15 protein-coding genes and 1 riboswitch are annotated in these 14684 nt (G+C 72.6%); of the genes, 12 read left to right on the forward strand and 3 right to left on the reverse strand.

The annotated features are described in order from the left end of the window. Window positions 1-69: 69 nt before the first annotated feature. Window positions 70-254, forward strand: a riboswitch (cobalamin riboswitch). A gap of 30 nt (window positions 255-284) precedes the next feature. The 8 genes from ABTX60_RS21400 to ABTX60_RS21435 all read left to right on the forward strand — a co-directional run bounded on the left by ABTX60_RS21400 (window position 285) and on the right by ABTX60_RS21435 (window position 6256). Next, complete coding sequence (locus ABTX60_RS21400) at window positions 285-986, forward strand: energy-coupling factor ABC transporter permease (protein WP_352098586.1); 702 nt, start codon at window positions 285-287, stop codon at window positions 984-986. Next, window positions 983-1351 carry an energy-coupling factor ABC transporter substrate-binding protein gene (locus ABTX60_RS21405; RefSeq protein ID WP_352098587.1) on the forward strand — a complete coding sequence of 123 codons (369 nt, stop codon included), beginning with the start codon at window positions 983-985 and terminating at the stop codon, window positions 1349-1351. The genes ABTX60_RS21400 and ABTX60_RS21405 overlap by 4 nt, the downstream gene beginning before the upstream one ends. Window positions 1352-1357: 6 nt before the next feature. Continuing rightward, window positions 1358-2107, forward strand: a complete 750-nt coding sequence (cbiQ, locus tag ABTX60_RS21410) for a cobalt ECF transporter T component CbiQ (protein WP_352098588.1) — start codon at window positions 1358-1360, stop codon at window positions 2105-2107. Beyond that, the gene (locus ABTX60_RS21415; protein WP_352098589.1) at window positions 2104-2958 is read left to right on the forward strand and encodes an energy-coupling factor ABC transporter ATP-binding protein; all 855 of its coding nucleotides are present in this window, start codon (window positions 2104-2106) and stop codon (window positions 2956-2958) included. The genes cbiQ and ABTX60_RS21415 overlap by 4 nt, the downstream gene beginning before the upstream one ends. Before the next feature lie 114 nt (window positions 2959-3072). After that, window positions 3073-3729, forward strand: a complete 657-nt coding sequence (locus ABTX60_RS21420; RefSeq protein WP_352098590.1) for a maleylpyruvate isomerase N-terminal domain-containing protein — start codon at window positions 3073-3075, stop codon at window positions 3727-3729. 72 nt (window positions 3730-3801) lie between these two features. Then, window positions 3802-4605, forward strand: a complete 804-nt coding sequence (locus ABTX60_RS21425; protein ID WP_352098591.1) for an alpha/beta fold hydrolase — start codon at window positions 3802-3804, stop codon at window positions 4603-4605. Next, window positions 4605-5927: a PP2C family protein-serine/threonine phosphatase gene (locus ABTX60_RS21430; protein ID WP_352098705.1), complete on the forward strand. Its 1323-nt coding sequence runs from the start codon at window positions 4605-4607 to the stop codon at window positions 5925-5927. Before ABTX60_RS21425 ends, ABTX60_RS21430 begins: the two co-directional genes overlap by 1 nt. Continuing rightward, window positions 5924-6256, forward strand: a complete 333-nt coding sequence (locus tag ABTX60_RS21435) for an STAS domain-containing protein (RefSeq protein WP_352098592.1) — start codon at window positions 5924-5926, stop codon at window positions 6254-6256. The genes ABTX60_RS21430 and ABTX60_RS21435 overlap by 4 nt, the downstream gene beginning before the upstream one ends. On the opposite strand, the gene ABTX60_RS21440 is transcribed toward ABTX60_RS21435, so the two are convergent. Next, window positions 6251-7300, reverse strand: a complete 1050-nt coding sequence (locus tag ABTX60_RS21440) for a zinc-dependent alcohol dehydrogenase (RefSeq protein ID WP_352098593.1) — start codon at window positions 7298-7300, stop codon at window positions 6251-6253. The genes ABTX60_RS21435 and ABTX60_RS21440 overlap by 6 nt on opposite strands. Further along, a complete protein-coding gene (locus ABTX60_RS21445; RefSeq protein ID WP_352098594.1) occupies window positions 7293-7724 on the reverse strand; it encodes a tautomerase family protein in 432 nt (143 codons plus the stop codon). The genes ABTX60_RS21440 and ABTX60_RS21445 overlap by 8 nt, the downstream gene beginning before the upstream one ends. A gap of 123 nt (window positions 7725-7847) precedes the next feature. Between ABTX60_RS21445 and ABTX60_RS21450 the strand changes: the two genes are divergently transcribed. Further along, complete coding sequence (locus ABTX60_RS21450; RefSeq protein WP_352098595.1) at window positions 7848-8432, forward strand: TetR/AcrR family transcriptional regulator; 585 nt, start codon at window positions 7848-7850, stop codon at window positions 8430-8432. 266 nt (window positions 8433-8698) lie between these two features. Beyond that, window positions 8699-10513: an ABC transporter ATP-binding protein gene (locus ABTX60_RS21455; RefSeq protein ID WP_352098596.1), complete on the forward strand. Its 1815-nt coding sequence runs from the start codon at window positions 8699-8701 to the stop codon at window positions 10511-10513. Window positions 10514-10526: 13 nt separating this feature from the next. Here ABTX60_RS21455 and ABTX60_RS21460 read toward each other — a convergent pair whose 3' ends face one another. Next, on the reverse strand, window positions 10527-11228 hold the full coding sequence (locus ABTX60_RS21460) for a TetR/AcrR family transcriptional regulator (RefSeq protein ID WP_352098597.1): 702 nt from the start codon (window positions 11226-11228) through the stop codon (window positions 10527-10529). A 271-nt stretch (window positions 11229-11499) separates the two neighbouring features. Here ABTX60_RS21460 and ABTX60_RS21465 point away from each other — a divergent pair, with 271 nt between their 5' ends. Further along, the gene (locus ABTX60_RS21465; RefSeq protein WP_352098598.1) at window positions 11500-12996 is read left to right on the forward strand and encodes an APC family permease; all 1497 of its coding nucleotides are present in this window, start codon (window positions 11500-11502) and stop codon (window positions 12994-12996) included. A gap of 20 nt (window positions 12997-13016) precedes the next feature. Beyond that, window positions 13017-14678 (forward strand): amidohydrolase, encoded by a 1662-nt coding sequence (locus tag ABTX60_RS21470; protein ID WP_352098599.1) that lies wholly within the window; start codon window positions 13017-13019, stop codon window positions 14676-14678. Window positions 14679-14684: the final 6 nt, after the last annotated feature.

A 14684-nucleotide genomic window follows, 5' to 3' on the forward strand; every position in this document is an offset into this window, starting at 1 on the left:
GCGCCGGTATGCGAACGGGCGCCCCCTCGCGCGCCCCTTGGGTGGCTTGTCATCGCCCTTATCCCGGCCTTATTGTCACCAGGCCTTGGTGAACGGGAAATCCGGTGTGATGCCGGTGCGGCCCTCGCCACTGTGAATCGGGAAGTCCGGCTCCGGCCCTCACGGGCAGCCACTGGGTCCTTGCGACCCGGGAAGGCGGAGTCCGGGCGGTGGTACCCGTCAGCCAGGAGACCGGCCAAGGCGCGTCAACCATCCACGAGGTGCTGGAGAGGGTCTGCTGAGCCATGCACATAGCCGAGGGTTTCCTTCCTCCGGCGCACGCGGTCGCCTGGGGCGTCGCGTCGGCGCCGTTCGTCGTCCACGGGGTCCGGTCGCTCACCCGTGAAGTGCGCGAGCACCCCGAGAGCACACTGCTCCTCGGTGCCTCCGGCGCCTTCACGTTCGTCCTGTCCGCCCTGAAACTGCCGTCCGTGACCGGCAGTTGCTCGCACCCCACCGGCACGGGCCTGGGAGCCATCCTGTTCCGGCCGCCCATCATGGCGGTGCTGGGCACCATCACCCTGCTCTTCCAGGCGCTGCTGCTCGCACACGGCGGCCTGACCACGCTCGGCGCCAACGTCTTCTCCATGGCGATCGCCGGCCCCTGGGCCGGATACGCCGTCTACAAGCTGCTGCGGCGCGCCAACGCGCCGCTGATGGTGGCGGTGTTCTCCGGCGCGTTCGTCGCCGACCTGTCCACGTACTGCGTCACCAGCGTGCAGCTGGCCCTCGCGTTTCCCGACCCGGGCAGCGGATTCCTGGGCGCGCTCGGCAAGTTCGGTGCCATCTTCGCCGTCACGCAGATCCCGCTCGCGGTGAGCGAGGGCCTGCTGACCGTGCTCGTGATGCGCCTGCTGGTGCAGTCCAGCAAGGGCGAACTGACCCGGCTGGGCGTGCTCCTCGCCGAGAGGCAGACCAGGACCGAGACGGAGGCGGTGGCCCGATGAGCAGGAACACGAAGATCAACCTGGTGCTGCTGTTCGTCGTGGTGGCGCTCGCGGTGCTGCCCTTGGCCCTCGGCCTCGGCGACCACAAGAAGGAGCCGTTCACGGGCTCCGACGGCCAGGCCGAGACGGCGATCACCGAACTCAAGCCGGACTACGAGCCGTGGTTCTCACCGCTGTACGAGCCACCGTCCGGCGAGATCGAGTCGGCCCTGTTCTCCCTCCAGGCGGCCCTCGGCGCCGGTGTCCTCGCCTACTACTTCGGCCTGCGCCGGGGCCGCAGGCAGGGCGAGCAGCGGGCGCTGGAGCGGGAGGCCGACAGCGCGCTTCCCGGCGCCGCCGGGAAGTCCACCGCGGAACGGGACTGAGCCCGGGTGCTGCCGATCGACGCGGCGGCGCACAGCAGTCGCTGGCGCCGCCGCCATCCCGTGGACAAGGCCGTGCTCGGGCTCGGTCTCACCGTGCTCGCGATCTCCCTGCCGCCCTGGCCGGGCGCCGCCCTGGTCCTCCTGACGGCACTGGCGGTGCTGCTGGGGCCGGCCGGTGTGCCCGGACGGCGGTTGTGGCGGGCCTACCGGGTGCCGCTGGGCTTCTGTGTGACCGGCGCGCTGACGCTGCTCGTCCAGGTGGGCGGGCCAGGCGGGTTCGCCTCCCTCGCCGACGACGGGCCGGTGCGGGCCGGGGAGTTGCTGCTGCGGACCTCGGCGGCCTCCCTGGGCGTGCTGCTGTTCGCCTTCACCACGCCCATGTCCGACCTGCTGCCCCGACTGGTCCGGGCCGGGATTCCCGCGGCGGTCGTCGACGTCGCGCTCGTGACGTACCGGATGAGCTTCCTGCTGCTGGACTCGATGCGGCGCATCAGGGAGGCCCAGGCGGCCCGGCTCGGGCACACCGGCCGGGGCGCTCAGTGGCGTTCCCTGGCCGGGCTCGGCGCCACCGCGTTCGTCCGGGCCTTCGACCGGGCCGGCCGGCTCCAGGCCGGGCTCGCCGGACGCGGCTACGACGGCACCCTGCGGGTCCTGGTGCCCGAGGCCCGGGTCTCCGTCCGCTTCACGGCGGCCAGTTGCGCGCTGCTCGTCGCGCTGGCCGTCCTCACCCTCGTACTGGAAAGGCCGCTGACATGAGCGAGCCCGCCCTCGTCGCCCTGCGGGGCGCGTCCTTCGCCTACGAGGACGGCCCGACCGTGCTCAGCGGCCTCGACTTCGAGATCCGCGAGGGCCGCGCGCTGGCGCTGCTCGGCCGCAACGGCAGCGGCAAGACCACGCTGATGCGACTGCTCAGCGGCGGGCTGAAGCCGCACGAGGGGCGGCTGACGGTCGAGGGTCAGCCCGTGGCGTACGACCGCAGGGGGCTGACCCGGCTGCGGACGACCGTGCAGCTGGTGGTGCAGGACCCCGACGACCAGCTGTTCGCCGCGTCCGTCGAGCAGGACGTCTCGTTCGGGCCGCTGAACCTCGGCCTGGACGACACGCAGGTACGGGCGCGGGTGGCGGAGGCGCTCGCCGCGCTGGACATCGCGGCCCTGGCCGACCGGCCGACCCATCTGCTGTCCTACGGACAGCGCAAACGCACGGCCATCGCGGGTGCGGTCGCCATGCGACCGCGCGTCCTCGTCCTGGACGAGCCCACGGCCGGACTCGACCCCGACGGCCAGGAGCGGCTCCTCACCACCCTCGACGGGCTCCGTGCCGCCGGCACCACGGTCGTGATGGCCACCCACGACGTCGATCTCGCCCTGCGCTGGGCCGACGACGCGGCGCTCCTCACGCCGTCCGGTGTCCGCACCGGGCCCGCGGCCACGGCACTGGCCCGCACGGATCTCCTGCGGGAGGCGGGGCTGCGTCTGCCGTGGGGCGCCGCGGTGACGGAACTTCTGCGGTCCCAGGGGCTGTTGACCGAAACGGAGCGGGGTCCGCGTACACCGGACGAGCTCGCCGTGCTCGCGGGAGGGTGGTTGGGGGCGTCGGGCGGGTGAGAGTCCCGCGGCGGTGAGCACGGCCCGTCCCGGCGCGGGCAGGCCTCCCGCCGTGGCGCGGCGCCGGCCGAAACGCGCTTGTCCGGTGCCGCCGCGCGGCACTACGTTGCCGAGGTGGATCTCTTCTCCCGCACCTGGACGGCATTGCGCGCGGCGGTGGCCGACCTCTCCGACGAGGACTTCGGGCGGCCCTCCGGCTGCACGGGCTGGCTGGTGCGGGACCTGGTGTGCCACCTGATCGTGGACGCCCAGGACGTCCTGATCACCCTGGCCACCCCCTCCGACCGGGAACCGACCCGTGACGCGCTGACGTACTGGGACGTCTCCGGCACCCCGCCGACCGGTGACGACCCGCTCGACGCGCTGACCGTCCGGCTGGCCGCCGCGTACGAGGATCCGGGTCTGCTGAAGTTCCACCTGGACGACGTGGGCTCCGCCGCCGGGCGTGCGGCCCTGCTCGCCGACCCGGCCGGCCGGGTCGGCACCCGTGACGAGATCCTCACCGTGGGCGACTTCCTCTCCACCTATGTCCTGGAGTGGACGCTGCACCACCTCGACCTGATCGCCCACCTGCCGGGCGCGCAGCCGCCGCCCGCGGAGGGGCTCGTCCGGTCCCGGGAGATGCTGGAGCGGATCGCGGGGAGCCCGTTCCCGGACTCCTTCACCGATGTGGACGCACTGCTGATCGGCACCGGGCGGCGCGTGCCGACCGGGGCGGAGCAGGCCGGGCTCGGTGACCTGGCCTCCAGGGTGCCGCTCTACCTGGGCTGACTTCGCGGTCGCGAAGGGGTGGTGCGCAGGGCCGCCGTCGGACGGCTCCGGCCGGGGTGGGAGCATGGCCGCATGGACATCCGCCGCAGGAACAACGTCAACGTCATCGGCCCCGACGGCGCGCCGGTGCTGCTCCTGGCACACGGGTTCGGCTGCGACCAGAACATGTGGCGGCTGGTGGTACCGGCGCTGGCCGAGCGCTACCGGGTGGTGCTGTTCGACTACGTCGGCTCCGGCGGCTCGGACCTCGCGGCGTGGAGCGAGGAGCGGTACTCCTCGCTCCAGGGGTACGCCGCCGACGTGGTCGACGTCTGCGAGGAGCTGGACCTGCGGCAGGCGGTGTTCGTGGGGCACTCGGTCAGTGCCATGGTCGGAGTGCTGGCGGCGCAGGCCGCGCCGGAGCGGATCGGGGCGCTCGTGATGGTGACCCCCTCGCCCTGCTACATCGACGACGAGGGCTACCGCGGCGGCTTCAGCACGGAGGACATCGACGAGCTGCTCGCCTCGCTGGAGGCGAACTACCTGGGCTGGTCGTCCGCGATGGCCCCGGTGATCATGGGCAACCCGGAGCGGCCGGAGCTGGGCCAGGAACTCACGAACAGCTTCTGCGCCACCGACCCCGACATCGCCCGGGTCTTCGCCCGTACGACCTTCCTCACCGACAGCCGCGAGGACCTGAAGGGCGTGGCCGTGCCGACCCTCGTACTGGAGTGCGAGCAGGACGCCATCGCACCCCGTGAGGTCGGTGCCTACGTGCACGCGGCGATCCCCGCCTCCCGCCTGGTCACGCTCGATGCCACCGGGCACTGCCCGCAGCTCAGCGCGCCGCAGGCCACCACCGCGGCGGTCCTCGACTTCCTGGACTCCCTGAAGTGATGTGTCGCACGGGCGGCGTGCCGGAACCCACCGGGACAGGGGGCGAGGCGAGCACGGACGCGGCGTTCACCGCGCTGCTGGAGGACAGCGCGGAGGACCTGTACGAGTCCGCCCCCTGCGGCTACCTGTCCACGATGATGGACGGCACCATCGCCAAGATCAACAGCACGCTGCTGGACTGGCTCGGCCTGGAGCGTGAGGCCGTCGCGGGTCGCAAGCGCTTCGCGGATCTGCTCACCATCGGCGGGAAGCTGTACCACGAGACGCACTTCGCTCCGCTGCTGCGCATGCAGGGCGAGGTGCGGGGCATCGCCCTGGAGATACGGCGCCAGGAGGGCGGCCCGCTGCCGGTGCTGGTCTCGGCGGTGATCAAGTACGGCACCGAGGGCGAGCCCCTGCTGAACCGGATCACCGTCTTCGACGCCTCGGACCGCCGCGCCTACGAGAAGGAGCTCCTGCGCCGGCGCCAGGAGGCCGAGCGGGCCCGCGCCGAGGCGGACGAGGCCCGGCGCCAGGCCGAGGCCGACCGGGCCAGGCTGGCCGACGCCCTCGCCGTCCTGCAGCGTTCCCTCGTGCCGGACTCGCTGCCCGCCGTACCGGGCCTGGAGACGGCCGTGCACTACCACACGGCGTCGCCGGACCAGCTCGGCGGCGACTTCTACGACCTCTTCCCCGTGGCCGGTGGCCGGTGGGCGTTCTTCCTCGGCGACGTGTGCGGCAAGGGCCCCGAGGCCGCGTCCCTCACCTCGCTGACCCGCTACACCCTGCGTGCCGCCGCCCACCACGACCCGGATCCGGCGTCGGCGCTGAGCACGCTGAACGCCGTCCTGCACGAGCGGTACACCGGCGACGGCAACCCCCGGTACTGCACCTGCATCTTCGGGACGGTCGAGCCGGGCGGCGAACACGGACGCGCCGTGGTGCGCCTCGCCTCCGGCGGCCACCCGCCGGCCCTCGTCCTGCGGGCGGACGGCCGAGCCGAATTCCTGCCGACCCCCGGCGGCCTGCTCATCGGCGTCGTCCCCGGCGCGCCGATCGGCACGGCCGAGACCGTCCTGGAGCCCGGTGAGACGCTGGTGCTGTACACCGACGGCCTCACCGAGGCCCGCGTCGGCCCCGGCCGCGACGACCTGTACGGCGAGGACGCCCTGCACGCCTTCGCCACCGATCACGCTCCCGCCGCACCGCACGAGGTGATCACCGCCCTCACCGGGTTGCTCGATGGCTTCGGCGACGGTCTCGACGACGACACCGCGCTGCTCGCCCTCGGCGTTCCCGCCACCCCTTCCGTCACAGCCCCTACAACGAGTCACACCTCATGAACCCGCTCACCATCAGACAGCTCGACACCACGACGGGGCCCGTTCTGCACGTGGCCGGCGACCTGGACTACGACCAGGCTCCCGTCCTGCGCGGCCGGCTCGACCATCTGCCCCTGTCGCCCGGGCATTGCCTGGTCCTGGACCTGTCGGGCCTCTCGTTCTGCGACTCCTCGGGCATCACCGCCCTGCTCGCGGCCCGCCAGCACGCCCTGGCCGCCGACGCCGACATCGCCCTGGCCGCCGTACCGGCGAACCTGCTACGCGTCCTCACCCTCGTCGGCCTCGACCAGGTCTTCACCCTGTGCCCGGACTCCAGCGCCGCGTCATGACCCGTGCCGGAGGGCGGGCCGGACGAACACCGGCTTGAGGTGTTTCTCCGGCAGCGCGGCCGGGAGGTCCTCCCAGTCGATGACGTGGGACACCACCTTCCCGGGATCGACCGTGCCGGAGGCGGCGAGTGCCAGGGCGTCGGGGAGGTGGGCGCGCACGCTGTCGCGGGCGACGCGCAGGGTGACGCCGGTGAGATACATGTCGAGCAGGGGCAGCTCGCCGGGACGGAAGTGGTTGCCCGCGCTCTCGCAGATCCCCTCGGGCGTCAGGCACCTGACGGCGAGGCCGAGCTGGTCGACGCGGCCGGTCGCCTCGACGGCGATGTCGCAGCTGTGCGGCAGGGGCTCCAGGGTCTCGGCGGTGGTGGCGCCGAAGGCCCGGGCGAGGGCGCGGTGTTCGGGGTCGGGGTCGACGTAGAGGACGTCGGAGGCGCCGAGCGCGCGGGCGATGTCGCAGACGTAGAGGCCGATGCTGCCGCGGGCCACGACCAGGACCCTGGCTCCGGGGCGCGCCGTGAGGTGCGGGGCGACCAGGCGCCAGGCCAGGGACCAGTTGTCGCTCGCGGAGGCCAGGGCGACGGGGTCGAGGCCGTCGGGCAGCGGAACCAGCATGGCGTCGGCGTAGGGCACGCGGACCAGGTCGGAGAAGAGGCCGCCCCAGCTGCCGCCGATCGGCGCGCCGTACATGGCCATGTAGGGCACGGTGGTGCAGTGCGCGGTCAGCCCGGTCCGGCAGCGGTCGCAGGTGCCGCAGTTGATGGACCAGGGGACGACGACGAGATCGCCGGGGGCCACGGCGGTGACGGCGTCGCCGGTCTCCACGACCCGGGCGACGCACTCGTGGCCGAGGGCGAAGGGTGGTTCCACGCTGTATCCGATGTGCGGCTTCCGCCGCGTGGCGTGACCGGCGAGGATGGCGGAGTCCACGTCACAGGGGGTGGCGGCCACCGGGGCCACGATCGCCTCGCCGTCGGACCGGAGCTTCGGGTCGGGCACTTCGCGCCATTCGACGGTGCGCCGGGCGATGTAGGTCAGTTCACGCATCGGCCCTCTGTCCCTTCGCGAGGGCGACGAGGTCGGCGTGGCGGACGACGGAGCCGCCGGCGCCCCAAGTGCCGTCGGGCTGTTCGTGCACCAGGACCCACACGCGCGGGGCGTCGTCCGGGGCGAGTCCGGCGGCGGCCAGGACGGTCTTCGTCACCTCCTCGACCAGGCCTGCCGTGCGGCGCTCGGACAGGGCGCCCTGCGGGACGGTGACCTCCACCAGAAAGCGCAGCGCGTCGTCCTCGGCGGTCGTCTGGGCGCCTTCGGGTAGTTCGACGAGGTAGCTCCACGCCTGGGAACGGAAGAACGCCGTGTCGGGTGTGCCCTCCCAGCGCAGCAGCGTCGCGGCGAGGTCGCGCCGGACGCTGCCGCGGCCCTCCTCGGTCAGGGCACCGGCGGGAGCGGTGAGCCGGATCATCGGCATGGGCAGACCTCTCTCTTCGTGCGTCGTCTCGGCCGACGCCGCTCTATGACAGTCGTTATAAAGCACGGCCACGCTAGACTATGACGGCTGTTATAGCCAGTGGGGTCAGAAGGGACCGTGCACGTGACCAAGTCCAGTCCGACGGCGCGCGAGCGGATCGTGGCCGGTGCGGCCGACATGATCAGCCGGCGCGGTCTGAACGCGACGAGCATCCGCGAGACGGCCAAGCACGCCCGGGCGCCGCTGGGCTCGACGTACCACTACTTCCCCGAGGGCAAGCAGCAACTGGCCACCGAGGCGGTGCGCTTCACGGGGGCCTGGGCCGCGCGCAGCCTGCGCAGGGAGCTGGAGGCGGGGCCGGTCGCCGGACTGCGGGCCTTCCTCGCCCTGTGGCGCGCGATCGTGGTGGACAGCGACTTCAGGGCGGGCTGCCCGGTCCTCGCCGTCTCGATCGAGGAGCCCCCGGCCGACGAGACGCCCACCGCCCTGGCGGCGGCCGCCGAGGTGTTCGAGGAGTGGGAGGGCCTGCTGGCCGGCTCACTGCGCGAGCACGGCGTCGAGACCGAGCAGGCGGCCCAGCTCGCGACGCTGATCGTCGCGGCGGTCGAGGGAACGGTGGCCATGTGCCGCGCCAAGCGCAGTACGCAGCCGATGGACCACACGGCCGCCCAGCTCCAGGCACTCATCCTCGGCGCGATCACCGACTGACCGCCCCGGCTTCGCAGGAGCCCGTAACAGTCACTCCACCACACCCCGGAGGGCTCCGCGGGCTCGCCCCGGCGTACGGGCACCCGGCCGCCGCGCCTCCTGGCGCTCCCCGGACACCTCCGCCCGGCCGGAAAACGCTTGGACTGCGCGGCCGGCATCGCGGGACACTTCCGGACTCGACCCGAAACCTCACACATCCGTTGCTGCGATGGCCCCTGCCCGCACGCGCGGCGTGGCGGGCAGCCACAGAACGACACAGGGGTGGGATGGAAACGCCGGAAACACACAGGGTATTACCGGGGAAGCGCTCGGTGCTTCTCGCACTTCGCTACTACGGACGGGAGTTGTCCCGGCTGCGCCGGTGGACGGCACCGACGATGCTGCTCTCGGCGCTGGGCAACATCGGAATCAACTACGTCGCGCCGCTGATCGTCGCCAAGCTCGTCGCCGACATCGCCGGGAACAAGGACGTCACGGCCGGCTCGGCACTGCCGTACGTGCTCGGCTTCGCGGGTGTCCTGCTGGCCGCGGAGACACTGTGGCGCGTCGCGCTGCACTGCCTCACCCGACTCGACGCCCTGGGCATCGAGCACCTGTACGTGATCGGGATGGACGAACTGTTCGCCAAGGACGCCGCGTTCTTCCACGACAACTTCGCCGGTTCGCTGACCAAACGTGTCCTCAGCTTCGCCTCCCGGTTCGAGCAGTTCGTCGACACGCTGACCTTCCAGGTCGTGGGGAGCTTCGTGCCGCTGGTGTTCGGGGCGGTGGTGCTGTGGCGCTACGAGCCGCTGCTCGTCGTCGGCCTGCTGGTGATGATCGCGTTGACGGCGGTGCTGGTCGTGCCGCTCGTGCGGCGCCGCCAGGCGCTCGTGGACCAGCGTGAGGAGGCGATCGCCCGGGTGTCGGGCCATGTCGCCGACAGCCTGGTGAACATGGACACGGTGCGGGCGTTCGCCGCGGAGCGGCGCGAGGCCGCCGAGCACCGCTCCCGGGTCGCGACGTCCCGCCGGCTCACCATGCGGTCGTGGGACTACGGCAACCTGCGCATCGACACGGTGGTCGCGCCGATGTCCGTGCTGACCAACGCGATGGGCCTGCTCCTCGCGGTGACGCTGGGCGGCGGCACGCACGGGGTGGAGGCGGTCGTGGTCGCCTTCGCCTACTACAACAACGCGACGCGGATCATGTTCGAGTTCAACCAGATATACCGCCGGCTGGAGGGCTCGATGACGGAGGCCGCGCAGTTCACCGAGCTGCTGCTGACGCCGCCGACCGTGCTCGACCCGCCGGACCCGGAGCCGCTGCGGTCCCGGGCCGCCGACGTCCGCTTCGAGAAGGTGACCTTCGCCCACCGGGGCGCCCGGCCGCTGTTCGAGGGACTCGACCTGGCCGTGCCGAGCGGGGCGAAGATCGGCCTCGTGGGCCGGTCCGGCGGCGGCAAGACCTCGCTCACCCGGCTGCTGTTGCGGATGACCGACATAGACGGCGGCCGCATCCTGATCGGCGGCCAGGACATCAGCCGGGTGCGCCAGGCCGATCTGCGCGGGCGGATCGCGTACGTGCCGCAGGACCCGGCGATGTTCCACCGCAGCCTGCGGGACAACATCGCCTTCGCCCGGCCGGACGCCACCGACGCCGAGATCCTCAGGGCGGCCGAGGCGGCCCATGTCACGGAGTTCGCCGACGGGCTGCCGAACGGCTTCGACACCATGGTGGGCGAGCGGGGCGTCAAGCTGTCCGGCGGGCAGCGCCAGCGGGTCGCTCTCGCGCGGGCGATCCTGCGGGACGCGCCGATCCTGCTGCTCGACGAGGCGACCAGCGCCCTGGACTCCGAGAGCGAACTGCTGGTTCAGGAGGCGCTGTGGCGGCTCATGGACGGGCGGACCGCGCTGGTGGTGGCGCACCGGCTGAGCACGGTCGCCGGCATGGACCAGCTCGTCGTCCTCGACCGCGGCCGGATCGTCGAGCAGGGCACCCACCAGGAGTTGCTCGCGATCGACGGCGCCTACGCGAAGCTGTGGCAGCACCAGTCGGGCGGCTTCCTCGACGACACCTCCGGGCGGGCCGAGGTGCTGTAGCGCGCGGGCTCGCTCACTTCCGTCCGAGGGCCCGTGCCCGGGCCGCCAGGGCCTCCAGCAGAAGATCCACCGCCTGCTCGAAGGAGCTGTCCGCCATGGCGGGCAGCTCCTGCCGTACCCCGGTCAGGGACGGGTACGTGGCCGGATCGAGGTCCTGGTAGACGTCGCGCCACGACCGGCGGTCGGCCTCGCGCTGCTGCGGAGGCAGGGCCTGGAACGCCGCTTCCGCGGCGGCGTGGCTCAGCACGGTGTCGATGAAGGCCAGGTAGAGCCGTGCGGCGTCGGCCGGCGGGAAGCCCGCGGTGAGCAGCAGGCCGATGCCGGTATCGACGGCACAGATCTCGTTCCCGCGCCGGGTCACGCGGTGGGCCGCCATGGCCGCCGCTCGCGGATGGGCGAGGTATCCCGCGCGGACCCTGAGGGCCATCTCGCGCAGCGACGCCACCCAGTCGTCTCCCGGGTCGAAGCCGGCCATGGCGTCGCCGATGATCCGGTCGGCGATGGCGAGCACCAGGTCGTCGGTGCCGTGGAAGTAGCGGTACAGCGCGGTCGGGTCGCAGCCCAGGGCCGTGCCGAGCCGGCGCACGCTCAGCGCCTCGGGTCCGTGCTCGCCGATGAGCCGCAACGCGGTCTGCACGATCAGGTCCTCCGACAGCAGGACCCCCGAACGGGTCGGTCTCCGACGTCGGCGTTCCTGCGGAACACGGGTGGCCATGACCGGCACTCCTCTCCTCGCGCACCGACGGTCCGGCACACCGGCGGTCTCGCGGACCACGGTTCGCACGCACCGAGGGCCGGACGCACCGGCGGTCTCGCCCGCCGACGACTTCGCATGCCGACGGCTCGCGCTCGCCGGCCGTTTCCTCGCCCACCGCAGTGAACGACCCCCACCGCCTTACGTCAACAGGGTTGACCCAATGTGGTCCCCGGCGGTTCCATCACAGTCCCGCGCGGCTCTTCCCACCCCGTCCCCCGAGGAGCCCTTCATGTCGTCCGCACCTCCCCCGTCCCGCCCCGCGCTGCGCCGTTCCCTCGGCGTGGTCGACGGCGTCGCCATCGCCGCGTCCAGCACAGCGGCCACCACCAGCATCGCCATCGGCATGGGCACGATCGCCACGATCGTGGGCCTCCAGGCACCCGCGCTGCTGCTGCTGGCGTTCCTGCCGGTGCTGGGCATCGCCCTCGCCTACGCCCGGCTCAACCGCTCCGAACCCAACTGCGGCAACGGCTACACCTGGGTCGGCAGATCCCTCGGCCCCTGGCCGGGCTTCCTGACCGGCTGGGTCACGCTGGTCGGCTCGGTCATCTTCTGCGCCTACACCAGCGCGATCATGGGCTCGGTCGTGCTGGCCTTCGCCAACAAGGCCGGCCTGCGCAGCCTCGCCGGCATCACCCTCGACCCGACGTCCACGGGCGTCTGCACGACGGTCGGGCTGGTGATCCTGCTCGCCCTCACCGTCCTGGCCATCACCGGGGTCCGGGGCGCGACCCGGTTCCAGTTCGCCCTGCTGGTGTTCGAGTACGCGGTGCTGCTCGGCTTCTGCGGCTGGGCCCTGATCACCGGTGACCACGCAGTCTCCCTCTCCTGGTTCAACCCGTTCGAGATCTCCAGCGGCACCCACTTCGCCCAGGGCATGGTCCTGGCGGTGTTCTTCTTCTGGGGCTGGGACGCGGCGTTCAGCGTCAACGAGGAGACCAAGAACCCGGGCGACTCCGCCCGCGGCGGCCTCATCGCCCTGTTCGCGATGCTCGGCCTGTTCCTCTTCGCCTCGGTCGCCTTCCAGCGGGAGATGAGCCTGGCCGAACTCGTCCGCAACGGCCCGCAGGCCCTCCCCTACCTCGGGGAGAAGCTGGCCGCGGAGCCGTGGGCCACCCTGCCCCTGGTCGCCCTGATGTTCTCCGCCGTCGCCTCCGTGCAGGCCACGCTGATCCCCACCGCGCGAGGCCTGCTCGCCATGGGCCGCGACCGCACCATGGGCCCGCTGTGGACCCGGGTGCACCCGCACTACGGCACACCCGCCGCGGGAACGGCCGTCGTGATGTCCGTCGCCGCGATGATCGCCGTGCTCGCCTTCGCCATCCCCAAGCTCAGCGACATGCTGCTCGCCGCCGTCAACGCGATCGGCCTGATCGTGGCCCTCTACTACGGCCTCACCGCGCTCGCCTGCGCCGTGCGCTTCCGCTCCGCACGGCACGAGGGCGCGCGCGAGGCGCTGCTCGCCGTCGGCGTGCCCGCCGCGTCCGGGCTGGTGCTGCTGGGCCTGGGCGGCTACCTCGGATACTCGTACCTCACCATGAGCGACCACTTCGAACTGAGCCCGGACAACGGGTGGTTCATGTTCTCGCTGCCCGCCGTGATCGTGCTCGCAGGCCTCGGCATGGCCGCCGTCGCCAAGTACGTCCGGCGCTCCCCCTACTTCACCACCGGGCGCGGCACCGATGCCGAGGCCCTCACCCTGCCGATGGACCGCACGGCGGTCTGACCTCCATGGAGCTCACCCCCATGTCGCACCCCCCTGCCCCGGGATCCGCCGACCTCGTCCTCACCGGCGGTCCCGTGCACACCGTCGACCCGGCCCGCAGCCGCGCCACCTCGGTGGCCGTGCGCGGCGGGCGGATCGTCGCCGTCGGCCACGACGAGGTGCGCGAGCTGATCGGGCCGCGCACCGAGGTCGTCGACCTCGCCGGGAAGCTGCTGCTGCCGGGCTTCCAGGACGCCCACGTCCACCCGATGGGCGCGGGCCTCGAACTCGGCCTGTGCCATCTCGGCGACACCACCGACGCGGACGCGTACCTGCGCAGGATCGCGGTGTACGCGCGGGAGCACCCGGACGTCGAATGGATCACGGGGGGCGGCTGGTCGCTGGAGGCGTTCCCCGGCGGCTCCCCCACGGCCGCCGCCCTCGACGCGGTCGTCCCGGACCGCCCCGTCTTCCTGCCCAACCGCGATCACCACGGCGCCTGGGTCAACAGCCGGGCCCTGGAGCGCGCGGGCATCGACGCCCGGACCCCCGATCCCGCCGACGGCAGGATCGAGCGCGACGCCGGGGGCAACCCCACCGGGATGCTGCAGGAGGGCGCCGTCCACCTGGTGGGCCGGCTGGTGCCGGACCCCACGCCCAAGGAGCAGCTCGCCGGCCTGCTGCGCGCCCAGGCCGTGCTGCACTCCCACGGCGTCACCGCCTGGCAGGACGCCATCGTCGGCACGTACGCCAACCTGACCGACCCGGCCCCGGCCTACCTGACGGCCCTGGAACGGGGTCTGCTCACCGCGCGGGTCGTCGGCGCCCTGTGGTGGGACCGCGAGCGGGGCGCCGAGCAGATCGGCGAACTCGTAGCCCGGCGGGAGGAGCTGAGCCGGGACCGGTTCCAGGCCGGCACCGTGAAGATCATGCAGGACGGCATCGCCGAGAACCACACCGCCGCGATGCTGTCCCCCTACCTGACCGGCTGCGGCTGCACCTCGGACAACAGCGGCATCAGTTTCGTCGAGCCGGGTGAGCTGCGGAAGTACGTCACCGAACTGGACGCGCACGGCTTCCAGGTCCACTTTCACGCGCTCGGAGACCGGGCGGTGCGGGAGGCGCTGGACGCCGTGGAGGCCGCCCGGGACGCCAACGGCAACCGCGACACGCGGCACCACCTGGCGCACCTCCAAGTCGTCCACCCCGCCGACCTGCCGCGTTTTCGCGCGCTGGGCGCGAGCGCCAACCTGCAGATGCTGTGGGCCGCCCATGAACCGCAGATGGACGAACTGACCCTGCCCTTCCTGGGGGCCGAACGCGGCGCGTGGCAGTACCCCTTCGGGGATCTGCTGCGGGCCGGTGCGACCCTCGCCGCCGGCAGCGACTGGCCCGTCAGCAGCCCCGACCCGCTCCAGGCCATCCATGTCGCCGTCAACCGCGTCTCCCCCGAGGCCCCGGACGGCACCCCGGCCTTCTTCCCGGAACAGCGCCTCGACCTGGGTACCGCGATCGCCGCTTGCACGGCGGGCAGCGCCCATGTGAACCACCTCGACGACATCACCGGCAGCATCACCGTGGGCAAGGCGGCCGACCTGGTCGTCCTCGACCGCGATCCGTTCGCGGGTCCGCCCGAGGAGATCGCCGCCACCCGGGTCCTGGAGACCTTCGTCGAGGGCCGGCGGGTCCACGGCGGCGCCTGAACGTGG

Source organism: Streptomyces sp. NPDC126510, from assembly GCF_040302345.1.
GTDB lineage: Bacteria > Actinomycetota > Actinomycetes > Streptomycetales > Streptomycetaceae > Streptomyces.

Excerpts from the sequence above, each read along its gene's own strand:
- ABTX60_RS21470 (WP_352098599.1), top strand. The coding sequence starts at position 13,017 with ATGTCGCACCCCCCTGCCCCGGGATCCGCCGACCTCGTCCTCACCGGC.
- ABTX60_RS21445 (WP_352098594.1), bottom strand. The coding sequence starts at position 7,724 with ATGCCGATGATCCGGCTCACCGCTCCCGCCGGTGCCCTGACCGAGGAG.
- ABTX60_RS21455 (WP_352098596.1), top strand. The coding sequence starts at position 8,699 with ATGGAAACGCCGGAAACACACAGGGTATTACCGGGGAAGCGCTCGGTG.
- ABTX60_RS21405 (WP_352098587.1), top strand. The coding sequence starts at position 983 with ATGAGCAGGAACACGAAGATCAACCTGGTGCTGCTGTTCGTCGTGGTG.
- ABTX60_RS21425 (WP_352098591.1), top strand. The coding sequence starts at position 3,802 with ATGGACATCCGCCGCAGGAACAACGTCAACGTCATCGGCCCCGACGGC.
- ABTX60_RS21465 (WP_352098598.1), top strand. The coding sequence starts at position 11,500 with ATGTCGTCCGCACCTCCCCCGTCCCGCCCCGCGCTGCGCCGTTCCCTC.
- ABTX60_RS21440 (WP_352098593.1), bottom strand. The coding sequence starts at position 7,300 with ATGCGTGAACTGACCTACATCGCCCGGCGCACCGTCGAATGGCGCGAA.
- ABTX60_RS21415 (WP_352098589.1), top strand. The coding sequence starts at position 2,104 with ATGAGCGAGCCCGCCCTCGTCGCCCTGCGGGGCGCGTCCTTCGCCTAC.
- ABTX60_RS21435 (WP_352098592.1), top strand. The coding sequence starts at position 5,924 with ATGAACCCGCTCACCATCAGACAGCTCGACACCACGACGGGGCCCGTT.
- ABTX60_RS21460 (WP_352098597.1), bottom strand. The coding sequence starts at position 11,228 with ATGGCCACCCGTGTTCCGCAGGAACGCCGACGTCGGAGACCGACCCGT.
- ABTX60_RS21400 (WP_352098586.1), top strand. The coding sequence starts at position 285 with ATGCACATAGCCGAGGGTTTCCTTCCTCCGGCGCACGCGGTCGCCTGG.
- ABTX60_RS21430 (WP_352098705.1), top strand. The coding sequence starts at position 4,605 with ATGTGTCGCACGGGCGGCGTGCCGGAACCCACCGGGACAGGGGGCGAG.